This is a genomic window from Nocardiopsis sp. FIRDI 009 (assembly GCF_003386285.1).
GTDB lineage: Bacteria > Actinomycetota > Actinomycetes > Streptosporangiales > Streptosporangiaceae > Nocardiopsis.
This window is the reverse complement of sequence record NZ_QPNC01000004.1, coordinates 17,108-33,849: the sequence shown is the minus strand read 5'-3', so window position 1 is coordinate 33,849 and position 16,742 is coordinate 17,108. Positions and strand designations below refer to the sequence as shown.

The 16,742-nt window shown below is 72.7% G+C and carries 12 protein-coding genes; 1 reads left to right on the top strand and 11 read right to left on the bottom strand.

The window, feature by feature from the left end:
* Positions 1-4 precede the first annotated feature (4 nt).
* The 9 genes from DVR05_RS02485 to DVR05_RS02445 all read right to left on the bottom strand — a co-directional run bounded on the left by DVR05_RS02485 (position 5) and on the right by DVR05_RS02445 (position 11,973).
* Positions 5-997, bottom strand: a complete 993-nt coding sequence (locus DVR05_RS02485; protein WP_116244160.1) for an alpha-ketoacid dehydrogenase subunit beta — start codon at positions 995-997, stop codon at positions 5-7.
* Positions 994-2,070: a pyruvate dehydrogenase (acetyl-transferring) E1 component subunit alpha gene (gene pdhA / locus DVR05_RS02480; protein ID WP_116244159.1), complete on the bottom strand. Its 1,077-nt coding sequence runs from the start codon at positions 2,068-2,070 to the stop codon at positions 994-996. The genes DVR05_RS02485 and pdhA overlap by 4 nt, the downstream gene beginning before the upstream one ends.
* Entirely contained in the window at positions 2,067-3,839 is a 1,773-nt protein-coding gene (locus DVR05_RS02475) for a non-ribosomal peptide synthetase (protein ID WP_116244158.1), read from the bottom strand. Before DVR05_RS02475 ends, pdhA begins: the two co-directional genes overlap by 4 nt.
* Entirely contained in the window at positions 3,829-5,196 is a 1,368-nt protein-coding gene (locus DVR05_RS02470; protein WP_116244157.1) for an ABC transporter substrate-binding protein, read from the bottom strand. The genes DVR05_RS02475 and DVR05_RS02470 overlap by 11 nt, the downstream gene beginning before the upstream one ends.
* Positions 5,197-5,210: 14 nt before the next feature.
* Entirely contained in the window at positions 5,211-6,227 is a 1,017-nt protein-coding gene (locus DVR05_RS02465; protein WP_116244156.1) for an alcohol dehydrogenase catalytic domain-containing protein, read from the bottom strand.
* A gap of 156 nt (positions 6,228-6,383) precedes the next feature.
* Positions 6,384-7,904, bottom strand: a complete 1,521-nt coding sequence (locus tag DVR05_RS02460; RefSeq protein WP_232831943.1) for an MFS transporter — start codon at positions 7,902-7,904, stop codon at positions 6,384-6,386.
* A gap of 245 nt (positions 7,905-8,149) precedes the next feature.
* The gene (locus DVR05_RS02455; RefSeq protein WP_116244154.1) at positions 8,150-9,370 is read right to left on the bottom strand and encodes a cytochrome P450; all 1,221 of its coding nucleotides are present in this window, start codon (positions 9,368-9,370) and stop codon (positions 8,150-8,152) included.
* A 15-nt stretch (positions 9,371-9,385) separates the two neighbouring features.
* Complete coding sequence (locus DVR05_RS02450) at positions 9,386-10,738, bottom strand: FAD-binding oxidoreductase (RefSeq protein ID WP_116244153.1); 1,353 nt, start codon at positions 10,736-10,738, stop codon at positions 9,386-9,388.
* Entirely contained in the window at positions 10,738-11,973 is a 1,236-nt protein-coding gene (locus DVR05_RS02445) for an acyl-CoA dehydrogenase family protein (RefSeq protein WP_116244152.1), read from the bottom strand. Before DVR05_RS02445 ends, DVR05_RS02450 begins: the two co-directional genes overlap by 1 nt.
* Before the next feature lie 243 nt (positions 11,974-12,216).
* Here DVR05_RS02445 and DVR05_RS02440 point away from each other — a divergent pair, with 243 nt between their 5' ends.
* Entirely contained in the window at positions 12,217-13,575 is a 1,359-nt protein-coding gene (locus DVR05_RS02440) for a condensation domain-containing protein (RefSeq protein ID WP_116244151.1), read from the top strand.
* Between the two features lie 78 nt (positions 13,576-13,653).
* Here DVR05_RS02440 and DVR05_RS02435 read toward each other — a convergent pair whose 3' ends face one another.
* Entirely contained in the window at positions 13,654-15,195 is a 1,542-nt protein-coding gene (locus DVR05_RS02435; protein WP_116244150.1) for a methyltransferase domain-containing protein, read from the bottom strand.
* Positions 15,192-16,550 carry an extracellular solute-binding protein gene (locus DVR05_RS02430; RefSeq protein ID WP_116244149.1) on the bottom strand — a complete coding sequence of 453 codons (1,359 nt, stop codon included), beginning with the start codon at positions 16,548-16,550 and terminating at the stop codon, positions 15,192-15,194. The genes DVR05_RS02435 and DVR05_RS02430 overlap by 4 nt, the downstream gene beginning before the upstream one ends.
* Positions 16,551-16,742: the final 192 nt, after the last annotated feature.

Sequence of the window (16,742 nt, the reverse complement as noted above, 5' to 3'; positions counted from 1 at the left end):
CGCCTCACCAGGTCCGGTCGACCGCGTCCAGGACGCGGTCCAGGTCGGGCAGGTAGTGGTGTTCCAGACGGGAGGGCGGGTAGGGGGCGCAGAATCCGCCCACCCGCCGGACCGGAGTGCGCAGCGCGTCGAAGCAGTGCTCGGTGACCCTCGCGGCGACCTCCGCACCGTACCCCCCGAAGACCGGGGCCTCGTGCACCACCACGCACCCGCCGGTCCTGGCCACCGACGCGGCCACCGTCGCCGTGTCCAGGGGGTTGAGCGAGCGCAGGTCGATCACCTCCAGGGAACGCTCCTCGTCGGCCTCGGCCGCGTCCAGGCAGGTGCGTACGGTCGGCCCGTAGGCCAGGAGGGTGGCGTCAGAGCCCTCGCGCACGACGACGGCGCGGTCCATGGCCGGCGCGGAGCCCAGGTCCGTGTCGACGGGGCCCCGCTCCCAGTACAGCTGTTTGGGCTCGAAGAACACGACCGGATCCGGGCAGGCCACGGCTTGGCGGATCATCGTGTGCGCGTCCGCCGGTGTGGAGCAGGCCACGACCCGCAGGCCGGGGGTGTGGGTGAAGTAGGCCTCGGGGGACTCGCCGTGGTGCTCGGCCGCGCCGATGCCGCCCCCGAAGGGGATCCGGATGACCAGGGGGAGGTGTGCGGCCCCCCGGGTACGCGAGGACAGGTGGGCGAGCTGGGTGGTGATCTGGTTGAACGCGGGGAAGACGAAGCCGTCGAACTGGATCTCGCAGACCGGCCGCAGTCCACGCAGGGCCATCCCGACGGCCGTGCCGACGATCCCCGCCTCCCCCAGCGGCGTGTCCATGACACGGTCCGAGCCGAACTCGGCGGCCAGGCCGTCGGTCACCCGGAAGACCCCGCCGAGGGTGCCCACGTCCTCGCCCATGACCAGGACGGCGGGGTCGTCCGCCAGGGCCGCGCGCAGGCCGGTGTTGAGCGCCCGCGACAGGGACATCGTCGTCCCCGTCGAGGGCTCGGTCGTCGTCGTCATGGGGTCTCCTCGAACGAGTCCAGGTAGTCGGCGTACCAGCCCCGCTCCTCCGCGACGAGCGGGTGCGTCTGCGCGTAGACGTGCTCCCAGATCTCCCCGGGCCGGGGGTCGGGCAGGGTCCGGCAGGCGTGTCGCAGCTCCCGGGCCAGGGCGTCGCAGTCCTCGTCGACGGAGGCCAGGAACTTCTCCGGATCCGTGTCGGTCCGCGACAGGTGCGTCCTCAGCCGCGCCAGGGGGTCGCGCCGGAGCCAGACCCGCTCCTCCTCGGCCGTCCGGTAGCGCCGCGGGTCGTCGGACGAGGTGTGCGGCCCCATGCGGTAGGTGACGGCCTCCACCAACGTCGGGCCGTGCCCGGACCGGGCCCGAGCCAAGGCGTCGCGGACCACCGCCCGGCACGCCAGCACGTCGTTGCCGTCCACCCGGACTCCGGGGAAACCGAACCCCCGCGCCCGTTCCGCGAGCGGCACGGCGGACTGCCGCTCCACCGGTTCGGAGATGGCCCACTGGTTGTTCTGGCACACGAAGACCACGGGGGCGCGCCGGGCGGCCGCCCAGACGAAGGCCTCGTTGACCTCGCCCTGGCTCATGGCGCCGTCGCCCAGGTACGCGATCGCCGCGTCGGCCGTTCCCTGGGCCGCCGCACCCATGGCGTACCCGACGGCGTGCAGGGCGTGGCCGCCCACGACGACGGAGTAGGGGTGCAGCCGGTACTCCCGCGGATCCCACCCCGAGTGAGCGACGCCCCTGAAGTGCGCCAGCAGCGCCGCCGGAGGCACCCCGCGGCACCAGGCGACGCCGTGGTCGCGGTAGGTGGGGAACGCCATGTCCCCGGGGAGCAGGGAACGGGCGGATCCGACCTGGGCCGCCTCCTGGCCGCTCAGGGGGGTCCACACCGCGAGCTCCCCCTGCCTGGCCAGGGCCAGGCACTCGGTGTCCAGGCGCCGGACCATCGCCATGTCCCGGTACAGGCCCCGGATCTGCGCCTCGTCGAAGTCGGCCCGCAGGTCGGGGTGGTCCCGGTAGACGCCCTCGGCGTCCAGCAGCCGCAGGGGCTGCCCCTCCGCCCCGCTCACTGCCGGACCCCCGTCACACGCCGGTCCACCTCGGCGGCCAACGCGCTGACGGTGGGGGAGTCCAGCAGGACGTTGACACCCAACGCCACGCCGGTCTCCGCCTCCAGCCGGTTCAGGAGGCGCACGGCCAGGAGGGACTGACCGCCGAGCTGGAAGAAGTCGTCGTCGGGTCCGACGTCCCGCGCGCCGATCACATCGGCGAACAGGGCGCACACCGTCTTCTCCGTGGCCGTGCGCGGAGTCTCCCTGCCGCCGCCCCGGTCGGCGGTGACGGGGGGCAGCGCGGCGCGGTCCACCTTCCCGTTGGGGGTCAGCGGCAGCGCCGACATCACCGCGAACCCCGCGGGGACCATGTAGTCGGGCAGCAGACTCCTGAGCAGGGCACGCGCCTCGTCCAGGTCCACCACGCGCCCGGCCGCGGGAACGACGTAGGCGGCCAGCCGCGTGTCCCCGGGGCGGAACTCCCTCGGCACGACGGTGGCGTGCGCGACCTCGGGCATCCCGGACAGGATCGCCTCGACCTCGCCCGGCTCGACGCGGAAGCCGCGGATCTTCACCTGCTGGTCCATCCGGCCCACGTACTGGATCATGCCGTCGTCGGTCCACCGGGCCAGGTCCCCGGTCCTGAACGTGCGCCGGCCGGAGCCGTCGGGCGCCCGCGTGAACCGCTCGTCGGTCAGGTCCGGGCGGCCGAGGTAGCCGAGCGACAGGCGCGGGCCGCTCAGGTGGAGTTCACCCGTCACCCCCTTCGGGACCGGTCGGCCCTCCTCGTCGAGGATGCGCGCGTCGACGCCGGCCATCGGGCGCCCCACGGGCAGCCGGGTTCCGGGGTCTGGCGGTTCGGGGACGGGCGCGCTGACGGTGAACAGCGTCGTCTCCGTGGCACCGTAGGTCGTGCGGACCACCACGTCGGGACAGGCGGTCATGACACGCCTGACCGCGTCAGCGGAGACCACGTCACCGCCGGTCAGGACCTCGCGGACCGGTGCCAGGCAGTCGGGGTCCTCCTCGGCCACGACCCGGAACAGTCCGGCCGTGAGGTGCAGCCCGGTGATCTCGTGCTCGCGGAGCAACCGGCGCAGGTCGGTGACCCCGACGGGCCCCGGCGGTGCCACCACGACGGTGCCGCCCCGCAGCAGCGGTACCAGTACCTCGTAGGTGGAGACGCTGAAGGCGTGCGGCGCCACCATGAGGACGCGCAGGTGGTGTCCGGTGTCCCAGCAGGGGTCGCGCACGAAGTCGAGCACGTTGGAGTGGCTGACGCACACGCCCTTCGGCTCCCCCGACGATCCGGAGGTGAACATGACGTAGGCGGGGGAGTCGGGGGAGACCTCCGCGGTTGGCGCGGCGGCCGTGTCGGCGGTGCCTGGCGCCCGGGCGGTCCCGCCGTCGTCCACGACGAGGGCCCCGCGGGTCAGCTCCGGGCGGGCCGACACCGAGGCGCGGTCGGCCAGGACCAGGGGACGGCCCGCCCGTTCGAGGATCCGCTCCAGCCGTGGGTCGGGGTGGGCGTCGTGCAGCGGGAGGTAGCAGGCGCCCGCCTTGAGGACGGCCAGCACGGCGGTGAACAGCGCGGTGGACCTCTCCATGAGGAGTGCCACCGGATCCCCCGGTCGCACCCCCGCGGCCCGCAGGCGCAGCGCCAGCCGGTCGGAGTCCTGCGCCAGCTCCCGGTAGCTCGTACGCCGACCGCCCGAGACCACCGCGACGGAGTCGGGGGCCTCACGGGCCCTGAGGGAGAAGAGGTCGTGTGCGGTGTCAGGTGTCATCTCGGCCCTCCGAGGATCGCGGGTCGTGCGGGTGTGCCTCGCCCCGGCTGAGCACGTCCCCGGCCCGTTGCGAGGCGAGCAGGAGCCGTTCCCTCGGCTCCGTGCCGTCGGTGAGGATGTCGTGCACCGCCCGGGTCATCTCGTCCTGGATCTCGTCGAAGCCGCTGAGGACCGCGCCGAGCGTCTCGGGCGCCCCGGAGGAGGCGGAGAGCGCGTCGGCGGCCACGCGCTCGTGCGGGTGTTGGGCGAACCAGCCCTCGCGTTCGAGCAGTTCGACCGAGGAGCGCGTCACCGGGACGGAGCGCACCCGGCGGTGCCGCGCGGCGATGTTCTCGGGGGACAGGAGGTACTGGAGGAACGCCAGGGCGGCGTCCTCGACCCGAGGGTCGAGCCCCGAACACAGCCAGAGCGAGTCGCCGCCGACCATGGTCCCCGCGCGCGGCCGGTCGCCGTTGTACGGCAGGGGGGCCAGGGCCACGGAGAAACCCTGTTCCCGACCGGTCCCGACCATCTGCTCGGCGTCCACGGAGGAGCTCAGCACGAAGGCCGTCCGCTGTTCGGCGAACACCGCGAAGTTGTCCCGCCAGCTGGCGAACCCCGGCCCGTCCCCCCAGTTCCCGGTGTACAGGTACAGGCCGTCCGAGTGCAGGCGCCGGCACCAGTCGACGTAGGCCAGCATCGCCTCCGAGGTCAGGTCCACCGTCCTGGCCCGGCCGTGCCTGCCGTTGGCCCCGTCCGCCAGGAGGGCGCCCTGCAGGGCGACGAACTGCTGGATGATCCACCCGTGGTTGGGCCAGGTCACCCCGTGCGGGGGGCCGCCCGGGGCGGCGGTGACCCTGCGGCACGCCTCCTCCAGCTCCGCCCAGGTCCTGGGCAGGTCGGACACGCCCGCGGCGCGCAGGAGGGAGGTGTTGGCGTACAGCAGCGTGGTGGAGGTGAGCAGCGGCATCGCCGTGAACGAGCCGTCGTAGCTGTAGTAGTCGCGCACGGCCGGGATGAGGTCGTCGTGGACGACGGGCACGCCCAGGATCTCGCTCCGACCTCCGACGGCCTTGTCGATCGGAGTGAACAGGGGTGTTCCGTCGTCGAGGACGGCGTCCCTCGCCTCCTGCGCGGCGGAGTAGAAGTACTGGACGACGGCCGGCCGCGCTCCGCGGGCGACCGACTCGCGTACGGCCGAGGGGTGGGAGCGGAAATCGTGGGTGGAGATGTCCACCCGGATGTCGGGGTGCTCGTGCTCGAACCTGCGGGCCGCCTCCCGTATCCCGTCACTGTGGTCGGGGAGCGGGTACTCGTTGAGCCAGACCTCCACACGCGTGCGTGAGGTGTCCGTGCCCGATGGGACCTCCGACGTCATGGGGTTTCCTCCGGTCAGTAGGTGATGACGGCGCGGAAGCGTGTCCGGCCCTCGACCATGCGGTTGACGGCCTCGGCGACCCTCTCCTTGGAGAAGGTCTCGACCATGGCGCTCACCCGGCCCGACGCGGCCATGTCCAGGGCCTCGGCCAGCCGCTCGGGGCCCGCCTGGGTGCTGCCGATGATCTGCTGCCCCCGTGCCCAGAGGGGGCTGCGGGCTCCGAGGGTGAAGGTGCCCTCGGGGTCGATGCCCACCAGGACGAACCGCCCCCTGGCGTTGAGGCCCTGGAGCGCGTCCGACGACTGCCGGTGGTCCGGGGTGGCGGCCACGATGACGTCCGCGCCGCCGACGGCGCGCAGCCCGGCTCCGTCGGAGACGACCTCGTCAGCCCCCAGCACGGACGCGAGCTCGGCCTTGTCCGGGGACCGGGTGACCGCGATCGTCTCGAAGCCGCAGGTCCGCGCGTACTGGAGCGCCAGGTGCCCGATCCCGCCGATGCCGACGACGGCCACCCGGTCGAGCGGTTGGGGTCGGGCATCGACGAGCGCGCTCCAGGCCGTGTAGCCCGCGCACAGGATCGGTGCCGCGGCGGTGTAGGAGAGGCTCTCGGGAAGGAGCGCGGTCCCGTCGGCCGCGGCGACGATGTACTCGGCGTGTCCCCCCTGGACGGTGACCCCGGTGGCCCGGGGCGCCGCACAGGCCATGGCGGTCAACCCGGTGAGGGAGGTGTCGCGGGAGCAGTGCTCGCAGCGTCCGCAGGACGCCTGGACCCACGGAACCCCGACCCTGTCGCCGACACCGCGGGTCGTCACGCCCGCTCCCACCTCCACGATCTCGCCCACGGCCTCGTGCCCGGTGATGATCGGCCCGTCCCCGAGAAAGGGAAACGCTCCCCGGCCGATCAGGACGTCGTTGTGGCACAGACCGCATGCGTGGACTCGTACGAGGACCTCGCACGGTCCGGGGGACGGGCGGGGGACCTCGGTGATCTCCCATTCCTTCCCCGGGCTTGGTACGACCGCAGCCTTCATGAAAATTCCTCCCCAGGAGTTTTGCTGCGCCGATCCTAAGTCCATTCTTCTGGTCGGCTTGTTCGTCGTTGCTCTTATTTTTTTGCAACAGGAAACCCCGTGGCCGAATCAGATATGAAACGACCACGGGGCCTTTTCGGCGGCTTGTCGGCCGGATCAGCCGGAGCTGTCCCCGGCAGGGTCCCGCACGTCGTCGCCGGGGGCCGCCTCCGCGGCCGCGTCGCCACGGGGCGTGCGCAGGACGAGCATGGCGAGGGCGGCCAGGCACACGAAGATCACGGCTCCGACCACCCCGGCGGCGTTCAGCCCCGAGGTGAAGGCGGACTGCGCGGAGGAGAGCAGCGCCTCCCCGGCGCCTCCGCCGAGCTCCGCGGAGGCCTCCGCGGCCCCCGGCAGCGTCTCGCCCGCGTTGCCCGGTGCGCCCTCGGGGAAGGCGTCGGCCATCGCCCGCCGGTAGACGACGGCGCTCAGGGTGCCGATCAGGGCGAGCCCGAGGGTGGAACCGAAGTGGTTGGCGGTCTCCGACATGGACGCCGCGGACCCCGCCTTCTCCTGGGGCGCCGAACTCACCACCAGGTTCGCGCCCAGGGCCACCACGGGCCCGGCGCCCAGGTGCGCCACCGAGATGCCCGCGACGACCAGGAGCGCTCCGCCCGTGACGGGGGCCTGGCTGATCATGAGGAAGCCGGCCGTCCCGAGCACCAGCCCTCCGGCGATCACGGCACCGGGGCTCATCCTCCTGGTGAGCATCGGCGCCGTCAGGGAGCCCACGGCGATCGAGAGTCCGGCCGGGGCCAGCCACAACCCGGCCTGGCCGGGGGAGAACCCTTCCACGGACTGTACGTACTGGCTGACCAGCAGGAACGTTCCGGCCAGGGAGACAGCGGTGAAGAGCATGGCCAGCAGTGCGCCGCTGAAGCGGCGTTCGGCGAACAGGCGCAGGTCCAGGAGCGGATCGTCCAGGCGCAGCTGCCGCCGTACGAACACGACCGCGAAGACCAGGCCGACCAACAGCGCCGCCCCGGAGAGGGTCGCCGTGTCGAGGCCGTGGACCGCGACCTCCTTGACGGCGAAGACCACGGGCAGGACCGCGGCGAGGGAGAGCACCGCGCTCGGCAGGTCGATCCGACTGGCGCCGGGGTTGCGGAACTCGGGGAGGACCAGGGGGCCGGAGACGAGCAGCAGGACCATGACGGGAACGCCGAGGAGGAAGGCCGACCCCCACCAGAACAGCTGGAGGAGGACACCGCCGACGACCGGTCCCAGGGCCGCGCCGGACATCATGCTGCTCACCCAGATGCCGATGGCCAGGCCCCGCTGGCGGTCGTTCTGGAAGAGGGTCGTGATCAGGGACAGGGTGGACGGCATCATCGCCGCTCCGGCGACGCCGAGCAGGCCGCGGGCGACGATCATCGTCTCGGGGGTGGGCGAGTAGGCGGCGGCGACCGAGGCGGCGCCGAAGCACGCCGCGCCGATCAGCAGGAGGCGCCGACGCCCGATCCGGTCGCCCAGCGAGCCCATGGTGATCAGGAAACCGGACAGCATGAAGCCGTACATGTCCGTGATCCACAGCTGCTGGGTGCTACTGGCCCCCAGGTCGGCGCTCAGGTGGGGCAACGCCAGGAACAGGACACCGATGTCCAGGGAAACGAGGAGTGTCGGCAGTACCAGGACCACGAGGCCGAACCATTCTCGGAGTCCTGCTCGCGGGGCGGATTCGGGTTGCGCTGAATCTTTCATGGGCCCTTCTCAGGGGGGATGTTGGGAGTTCGCTCTTATTTTGCGCGAAGGACGATTCAAAATTTCGTCATGAAAAGATGCGAGCGCATGTTATCAAAGGTATTCTGTCGTGTCATCCGAATCTTTGGTATTTACTTATGTCTCACTTGTCCCTTATTGTCCGTTTTGCGGTCGGGTGTGTTCTACCGTGTCCGAATCGGCAGCGCGGCCAAACCGTTCATGATGAACGTGCTCTGCCGCTTCAGGTCGGCCGGAGGCACGGCCAGCCGCATCTCGGGAAAGCGCTGGAACAGCATGGTGAGGGCGATCTCCGCCTCCAACCGGGCCAGGGGCATGCCCACACAGCGGTAGACGCCGTGCCCGAAGGACAGGTGGCGCTTGTCCGCCCGGCCGGGGTCGAACACGTCGGCGCTTTGTCCGTGTACCGACGGGTCCCGGCCCACGGCCGCGTAGTGGACGAGGACGGGCTCGCCGCGGGGAACGGTCACACCGGCCACCTCGACGTCCTCGACCGCGAAGCGGAACGGCAGATGGGCGACCGGGGCCTGGACGCGCAGGGTCTCCTCGATGACGCTCTCCCAGGTCAGGCGGCCCTCCATCACGGCCGCGCGGTGCTCGGCATGGGTCAGGAGCTCCGCGGTCGCGTTGGTGAGCAGGTTCTTGACGGGTTCCGTGCCGGTGGAGACCAGCAACAGGACCGTGCCCATCAACTCGGTTCCGCTGAGCCGTGAACCGTCCTCGTCGCGCGCCCGGATCAGCGCGCTGACCAGGTCGTCCTCGGGATCCTCCCGCTTGGCCGCGATCAGGTCGCCGGCGATCTCGTGGACCCGCTCCATGCTGGTCACGGTCTCGTAGGAGGTGTTCGTGGTGTCCACGTTGGCCTCCCCGCCGCGGAACAGGTCGGTGCGCATCCGCTCCGGCACACCGAGCAGTTCGCAGATGACGTGGAGCGGCAGCGGCTCGGCGAAGCCCGCTCTCAGATCCACCGGGCCGTTCTTCCCGGTGGCTTCCAGGCCGTCGAGCAGCCGCGCGGTCACCTCGGCGATACGCGGGCGGAGGGAGGTGATCCGCCTGGCGGTGAAGGAACCGGTCACCAGGCGGCGGAGCCGGGCGTGGTCCTCCCCGTGGGTCGTTGTCAGGTTCTCCATCAGGGCCCACCCGATCAGGGGGAAGTCGGGGTCGAGGGTGCCCTCCGCGAACGCCGTCCAGTGCTTGCGCGGGTCCTTGGAGAACCGGGGGTCGGCCAGGACCCGCCTCGCCGCCTCGTAGCCCGTCACCGACCAGGCCCGGACACCTCCGGGAAGCTCGATCTCCGAGACCGGTCCGAGCGCGCGGATCCGTTCGGCCTCACCGTGGATGTCGGTGCCCGCGGGGTCGATGGCCACCGTCGTTCGGGATCCCATGGCAACTCCTTCGTGTCAGGTACAGCAGGGGTGCGCGTCGCCGCGGAAGAGCCCGGAGGGGTCCGTGCGGCGGCGCACCCCGGCGACGCGCCGCGCGGTCTCCTCGGACAGCGCGGGCGCACCGTCCGATCCGGCGAAGGTGGGTGCGGTACGGCCGGTGTCCCAGGGGGAGAGGCGCCGCCGGACGTCGGAGAGCCTGGCGCTGACCTCCCCCGGATCCCGGACGACGACGCCGCCCGCAACGTAGGCGTGGGCGGCGTCGAACCGGTCCACGGCGCCCCCCGGGACGTCCGGCGAGGACAGGGCGCCGCCGAGGTGGCGGAGTTCGAGGTTGGCCACGGGCGCGGAGGCGTCCTCCAGAGCCGTCTCCAGGAACAGGCCGGCCCCCTCCTCCCCGGTCTCCCGTAGCAGCATGTGGTCGTTGACCAGCGGCAGCGGGTCGACGGGGTCCATGTGGGAGAGCGGAACCTCGGTGGGGGTCGCGGCACGCCACGTGTCCAGCAACGGCCGGGCGGCCGCCCGCAGCGGGCCGAGCAGGGACTCGGCCGCCGCGGCCGCGTCCTGCCCCGAACCGTCCGGGACGGCGGTCCCGTCGACGCACAGCACCGGACCGCCCCGGAGTTCGCGGGGGACACCGGGGGCGTCGGGGAGCCGCATCACCCTGAGGGAGGTGGTCACCGTCCCGGGGGCGCCGGGAAGCCACTCCCGCCACGCCCGGAGCACGCGCTCGGCGTCCCGGGGGCGCCAGAAGGCGGCGCCGGTGACCACCTCGGTGAGCGGGAAGAGGTCGATCTCGACGGCGGTGACCACCCCGAGCCCCCCGCCCCCGCCCCGCAGGGCCCACAGCAGCTCCGGGTCGGTCGACGCGTCGACCCGGACGGTTCCGCCGTCGGCGGTGACCAGCTCCACCGCGCGGAGGCCGTTCGAGGCGACCCCGCGGAACCGGCCGTAGGAGCTCAGTCCCCCGCGCAACAGGTAGCCCACCACCCCGACCACGGGTGAGGAACCGTGGGCCGCGGCCAGCCCGTGGGGCGCGCAGGCGTCGACCACCTCGCCCCAGGTGGTCCCTGCGGGCACACGGGCCCGCCGGGACCGGGCGTCGACGCCCACCCCTCCGCCGATCAGGGTGCGCACCAGCAGCGCGTCCCCCATGTCCGGGCCCGAGCCCGAGGCGTGTCCCGTCGCGTGGGTCCGGACGGCGAGCCCCTTGTCGGCGGCCCGGCGGACCGCGGTGCGCACCTCCTCCACGGAGCGGGCCGTGACCGCGTACGCCGGGCGCGCGGGCTGCGCGGTGTTGAACACCCGCGTGGCCTCCGCGTAGCCCCGCTCACCCGGTGCCGACCCCGCCGGGTCCCACGTCCGGGGCATCACGCGGCTCCGAAGCGGACCCGCGCCAGGTCGCGCATGGCCCGGGTGGGCAGGAACACGGAGATGCCGGTGTGCCCGTGGAGCGTCGACAGGTCGCGCCACACCCGCTCGATCCGCTCCCCGTCGCGGACCGCACTCGACCCCGCGGTGGGGAACAGGTAGCCCTCGACCGCGCGCCAGGACAGCAGGATGATCTGGCGGCACATCGTCGCGAGCCGCAGGTCCTGTTCACGGGTGAAGGCCTCGGGTCCCTCCTCGCACAGGTCCTCCCACTGGCGGACGGCGTCGGAGATCGCGGCCCCGGCCGTGTCGATCAGTCCGACGGCCTCCCCGTACCACGACTGGTAGTCGGGATCCTCGCCCCGGCCCACGATGGGGGGCAGGAGCGTGACCCGGGACCGCATGAGCTCCTCGTAGGCGTCGAGCGCGCCCTGGGCCATCCCGACCGACAGCGCGGCGATCTCCAGGTTCATGAAGCTCAGGGGGCCGCCGCCGTAGTGGGGGCCGTGCAGCTTCCGCCCCGGGAGATCGTCGGCCGCCGACACCTCGCTCATGTGGACGGGCAGGGTCCAGTGGTCCGGGACGCGCGCCGCCCGCAGCGCGACACCGTGGGATCCGCTCCCGCGCAGTCCGAGCTGCCCGCCCCAGTCGTCGAGCCGCTCCCACTGATCGCGCGGGGCGACGAACAGCAGGGGCGAGGGGGGAGCGCCGTCCTCACCGGGCACCAGGGCGTGCCCCATGAAGTGGGTCGCGTAGGGGGAGCCGGAGCAGTACCGCCAGGTCCCCTCGATCTCCCAACCGCCGTCGGGCAGCCGCCTGGCCTCGCCCCCCGGCACGATGGTGGCGGGGCAGACGAAGTCCCCGGCGGCGAGGATCTCCGCCTGGGCCCGTTCCCCGAAGAGCGTGCCCACCGCGAGGGCGTGGGTCGCCCCCAGGCAGTACATCCACCCGGTGGAGGGGCAGGCGCGCGCCAGGGTCCGCGACACCTCCAGGAAGGTGCGGACCCCCATCTCCAGGCCGCCGAACCGGCGCGGCACCAGGATCCGGTAGAAACCGGCGTCGGCGAACGCCTCGTGCGTCTCGCGCGAGTAGTGGGTCCGCCGTTCGGTGTCCGCCTGGGCCTCGACCAGACGCGGCGCCAAGGCCTCCGCGCGGGCGACCATGTCCCGGTGGGTCGGTGCGGGGGCGGCGGGTGTGTCCCCGCCGCGCTCCGTGGGGCTCCCGGTGACTGTCATCGTGCTCGGCTCCTCAGTCCGTGTGCCAGCTCGTCAAGCAGCCTCACACGCTGGGGAGGAACGTGACGTCTCACCGATTGCGCAGCGCCGCGTCCGGTCGTCCCCGTGTCGTCCCTGGTGGGGAGGCAAGTGGAGAGAAGAGCGCCGGCCGGTCGCTTGTTAGCGTTCGTGGACGGGGCGGCCCTCCGGGCGCCGTAGGGCCGGGCCGCGCCGTCTCCGGAAACCGTCGAGAGGTGACGCACCGTGACCGTGAGAACGACCGACGTCCAGGTGGAGCGGGACCGTCTCCCGCTGTCCTTCAACCAGCAGTTCGTCAGCGTCTTCGACGGAGGGGACGAACACGGCCCGTTCGGTCCCCGGTACCACATCGTGCACGGATGGCGGCTGCGCGGGCCGGTGGACGCCTCCGACCTGCGAGCGGCCCTGGACGACGTGGTCGCACGCCACGAGGCGCTGCGCACCGTGATCGTCAGGGATGGGGAGGAGTACCACCAGCGCGTCCTGGCCCCGGGCCCGGTCCGGCTGGAGGAGCGCACGCTGGTGGCGGGGACCCCCGGGGAGCGGGCGCGACAGGCCGAGGACCTGGTGAGCGAGGTCGAGGCGGGGACCAAGGCCGCGGACGAGGTGCCGCACCTGCGCGCCGTGCTGGCCAGGTTCGACGACCGGGACGCGGTGCTCGTCCTATTGGTGCACCACATCGCCACCGACGGATGGTCGGTCAGGGTGATCGTGCGGGACCTCGCCGAGCACTACGCGGCCCGTCGGGAGGGCAGGCCCCCCGCCGTGCCCGATGTGCCCCAGTACTGCGAGCACGTGCGGGAGGAGCGGGTCCGGGCCGAGCACGACGAGGCCGGCGCCGCGTACTGGCGGCGCAGGCTCGACGGGGCGCGGCTCACGGCGACGCCCACGGACCACCGGAGGTCACAGGGCCTGGAGCCCAGGACCGCGATCCACCGGTTCCACATCGGAGCGCAGCGCTTCCGGCCCGTCCTGGACCTCGCCGCGCGGAGCCGCAGCACACCGTTCATGGTGCTGTTGACCGGCTACGGCATCCACCTGTCGCGTCTGACGGGGGTCACCGACCTCGTGGTGCCCACCTTCACCCCCGGACGGCCGGACCCGCGCTTCCACGACACGGTGGGCCCGTTCTTCAACTTCCTTCCGCTGCGCACCGACATCCGGGACTGCGCCACGTTCGGGGAGGTACTGCGTCGCACACGTACGGCGTGCGGTGAGGACTACGTCCGGGACATCCCGGCGGTCCGCGTCTTCGCCGAGGCGCCCCGGCTGATGGAACCGGGTATGGCCGACGACGCCGCGCCGGTGGTCTTCCAGGTCTTCCCGACGCCGTACCCGCTGGACGGCGAGTCGTTCGCCGGGGTGGAGTTCGCCGAGATCCAGGACCGGACGACCTCGGTGGAGCGGGGGGCGGACGTCCCCGACGGCGCCCTGTGGACGATCCACCTGCCGCCCGAGGGCGCGATGTTCGGTTCGATCCAGTACCGCACCGACCTGTTCGAGGAGTCGACCGTGGCCGCGGCCGCGGAGAGTTTTTGCCGCACGCTCCTGGACGGGGCGGCGGACCCGGACGCGCGCCTGTGACACGGCACCGGTGACCCCGCACGGGCCGCGGCTCCCGTACCGCTCGGTACGGGAGCCGCGGCCGTCACACGCCCGGACTCACCCCGCGTCCCGTTCCGCGGTGATGATCAGGAACGTCTCCGGGCTCCGCTCGTCGCGGACCGACATCCCCGCCGCGCGCAGCCACGAGACGATGTCATCGCGCTCGAACAGCGGCATGCCGTCGGGGAAACCCGGGAAGTTCTGGGTCGTCTGGAAGTGGCGGTAGACCGGGTCCGGGGAGCGCAGGAAGGTCATCAGGGTGAAGGTGCCTCCCGGCCGCAGACAGCGTCCGACCTCGGTGATGACGCGCTTCGGATCCGGCATGGCCTGCAGGGAGTTCCAGCAGTTCACGGCACCCAGGGAGGCGTCCTCGAACGGCAGGTCGAGGGCGCTGGCCCGCACGGACTCCACGTTCGGCAGGCGCCGGCGCAGCCACGCGAGCATCGAGGGGTTGGCGTCCAGCGCGACGACCCGCTCCGCGCCCACCGCGTCGGCGACGACGGCCGTCCACCGGCCCGCTCCCGCCGCCAGGTCGAGAACGGGTCCCGCGACCGGGCGCAGGTGGTCGGTGAGGTAGGCGTCCTCGTCGGCCGGGGTGACGGCGCCGCCCCAGTTGGACCCCATGGAGCGCAGGAAGGCCGGGCGCAGACCGTTCTCGTAGTGGTGTCCCACGCGCGGCATGACCTGGGCGTGCCGGAGCACGTCCTGTGGATCACCGCCGGTGGGGGAGAGGGGGTTGAGCAGGTCGGCGATCCCCTCCTCCACCGGGTACACGAGGGCGCAGCCCCGGCAGGTCAGGCCCGGTCCCTCCTCCGCCAGCACCCCCCGGCAGGAGGGGCAGCGCAGCGGGGACGGCTCCCCGCCGCGCGGTCCGGGCCCCGGAGGGGCGCCGTCCCCCGCCCCGGGGACGTCCGCGTGCGGGCTGTCGTCCGTGACCACCGTCGGCATGATGCCCGAGCGCACCGCCCACAGCGCCCTGGCGCCCGCGTGCGAGCGCACCGAACGGGTGTCGCGGTCCCACGCCAGGGCGACCTGTTCGTCGGTCAGCTCGGCCACCCAGGCGCGGTCCGCCGCCCGCTCCTCCTCGCTGAGCGGCCAGGCGGAGGGCGACGGCCACACGCGGCCCAGGACGACGTCGTCGCGGTCCAAGGCGCGCAGGCACCGTTCGAGCCGGGTACGGTCGTCCTCCGCCAGGCCGAGGGGCTCGAACGCCGCCAGGATCCGTTTCCGCTCCTCCGGGACGTGGCCGAGCAGGTACAGCAGCGCCAGGGTGAGGGGGCGGCCGCCCCCCGTCCGGTCGAGCAGGCGCAGCGGGACGTCGAGGCGGGCGCGTACGGACGCGCGCACGTCCTCGTCCGCCCCCGAGAGCAGTCCGAGCAGGACGGCGAGCAGCCCTTGGCGGTCGGTCGGCGCGCCCTCCAACGCACCGAGGGCCTCGTCGGCCGCAGCGACGGCGGCGGGGACGGTGCGCCCCTCGTGCCAGACGGCCCGGACCAGGGTGTCGAAGGCCGCGTCGCGTCGTTCCCCGGGAGCCCCGACGAACTCGCGGACCAGCGTCCGGGCGCGGTGGGGGGAGACGGTTGAGGGAGAGGTCGTCATCGATCGGTCCTTCCAGCGGTTCGGGTCGTGGGCGCGGTCGGAGCGGCTTCGTCCAGGAGGGCCTGTGCGCGCGTGGTGGCCAGGCCGAACCGTTCCCCGGGGTCGGCGCCCGCCACCAGCACGTCGTGCATGGCGTCGGTGATGACGTCGTGGACCCCGGAGAAACCCTGGAGGAGGGCGCCGCGAGCCGCGTGCGTCGGGGCGTGGACGTCCAACAGGTCCACGGCCACGCGCAGGTGCGGGTTCCGGTCGAACCAGCCCTCCCGGGTGAGCAGGTCGACCGCGCCCCTCGTCACGGGGCTGAACCCGGTGGACCGGTGGCGCTGCGCGGCCACCTCGGGGGAGTTGAGGAACTGGAGGAAGGCCAGGGCTCCGGCCTCCACCCGCTCCGGCAGGCCGTCGGCGAGCCAGAGCGCGTCCCCTCCGATGAGGTTGCCCGCGTGGGGGACTTCGTCGTTGTGCGGGAGCGGGTGGGCGGTGACGTCGAAACCGTGCGCCCGCCCCGCCCCGAGCACCTGGTCGGCCTCCACCGAGGAGCCCATGACGAAGGCGACGCGCTGCTCGGCGAAGGCGGCGTGCGCCTCGGCGAAGGCCTGGGGGGTGCTGGTGGAGTCGGCCTTCGTGCCGGTGTAGAGGTAGTGGCCGTCCCGGTGCATCCCCCGCCACCACCGCACGTAGGAGAGCATCTCGGGGGAGTCGAGGACCACGCGCGTGGGTCGGCCCTCGCGTCCGTTGCCCCGGTCGGCCAGCACACCTCCCTGCTGGGCCACCGCGTGCTGGAAGAACCAGCCGTAGTTGGCCCAGGTGACTCCGTGCTCCGGCCCGCCCGGCGCGTTCCGCACCGCCGCGCAGGCCTCGGCCAGTTCACGCCAGGTGGCCGGGACCCGTTCGGAACCGGACCGCTCCAGCAGCGAACGGTTCACGAACATCAGCGGGGTCGAGACCATCCAGGGCATGGCCACGACCTCCGAGCCGTAGCTGAAGTAGTCGCGCGCGGAGGGGAGCACGTCCATCAGGACGGCGCGCTCTCCCAGGACCTCCTCGCGTCGCCCCAGAGCCCGCTGGACCGGGCGGAACAGCGGCCGGCCGTCCCTGCCCCGCGTGTCCAGCGCCTCCCTGCTGGAGAGGTAGAGGTACTCGGCCAGGGCGGGCGGCTCCCCCCGCGCCGCGGCCTCGGCCACGGCCTCGGGCATTCTCCCGAAATGGTGCCCCGTGATGTTCACCCGGTATTCGGGGTGGCGTTTCTCGAACTCCGCAGCCACCGACCGGACGCCGTCCAGGAAGTCCGGAGAAATGTAGTAGTGGAACCACGCCTCGATCGTGGTTCTGCCGTTCTCCTCGATTGCGCTCTCCATGGCGCTCCCTCGTGATCTCGGGAAGGGGAGGTGCGTCTCTCCTTTTCTTGGGCCATCGTCGGGTACCGGAGGATGGCAGAGCGACTCCCCGGTTGCCCTGTCCGCCTCCGGTCCAGGACGCCCCGGGTTCGCGAAAGCAATCGAAAAGATGATTTCCGTGGGGCGGGATGAAACGGTTGTCCCGCATGGGAG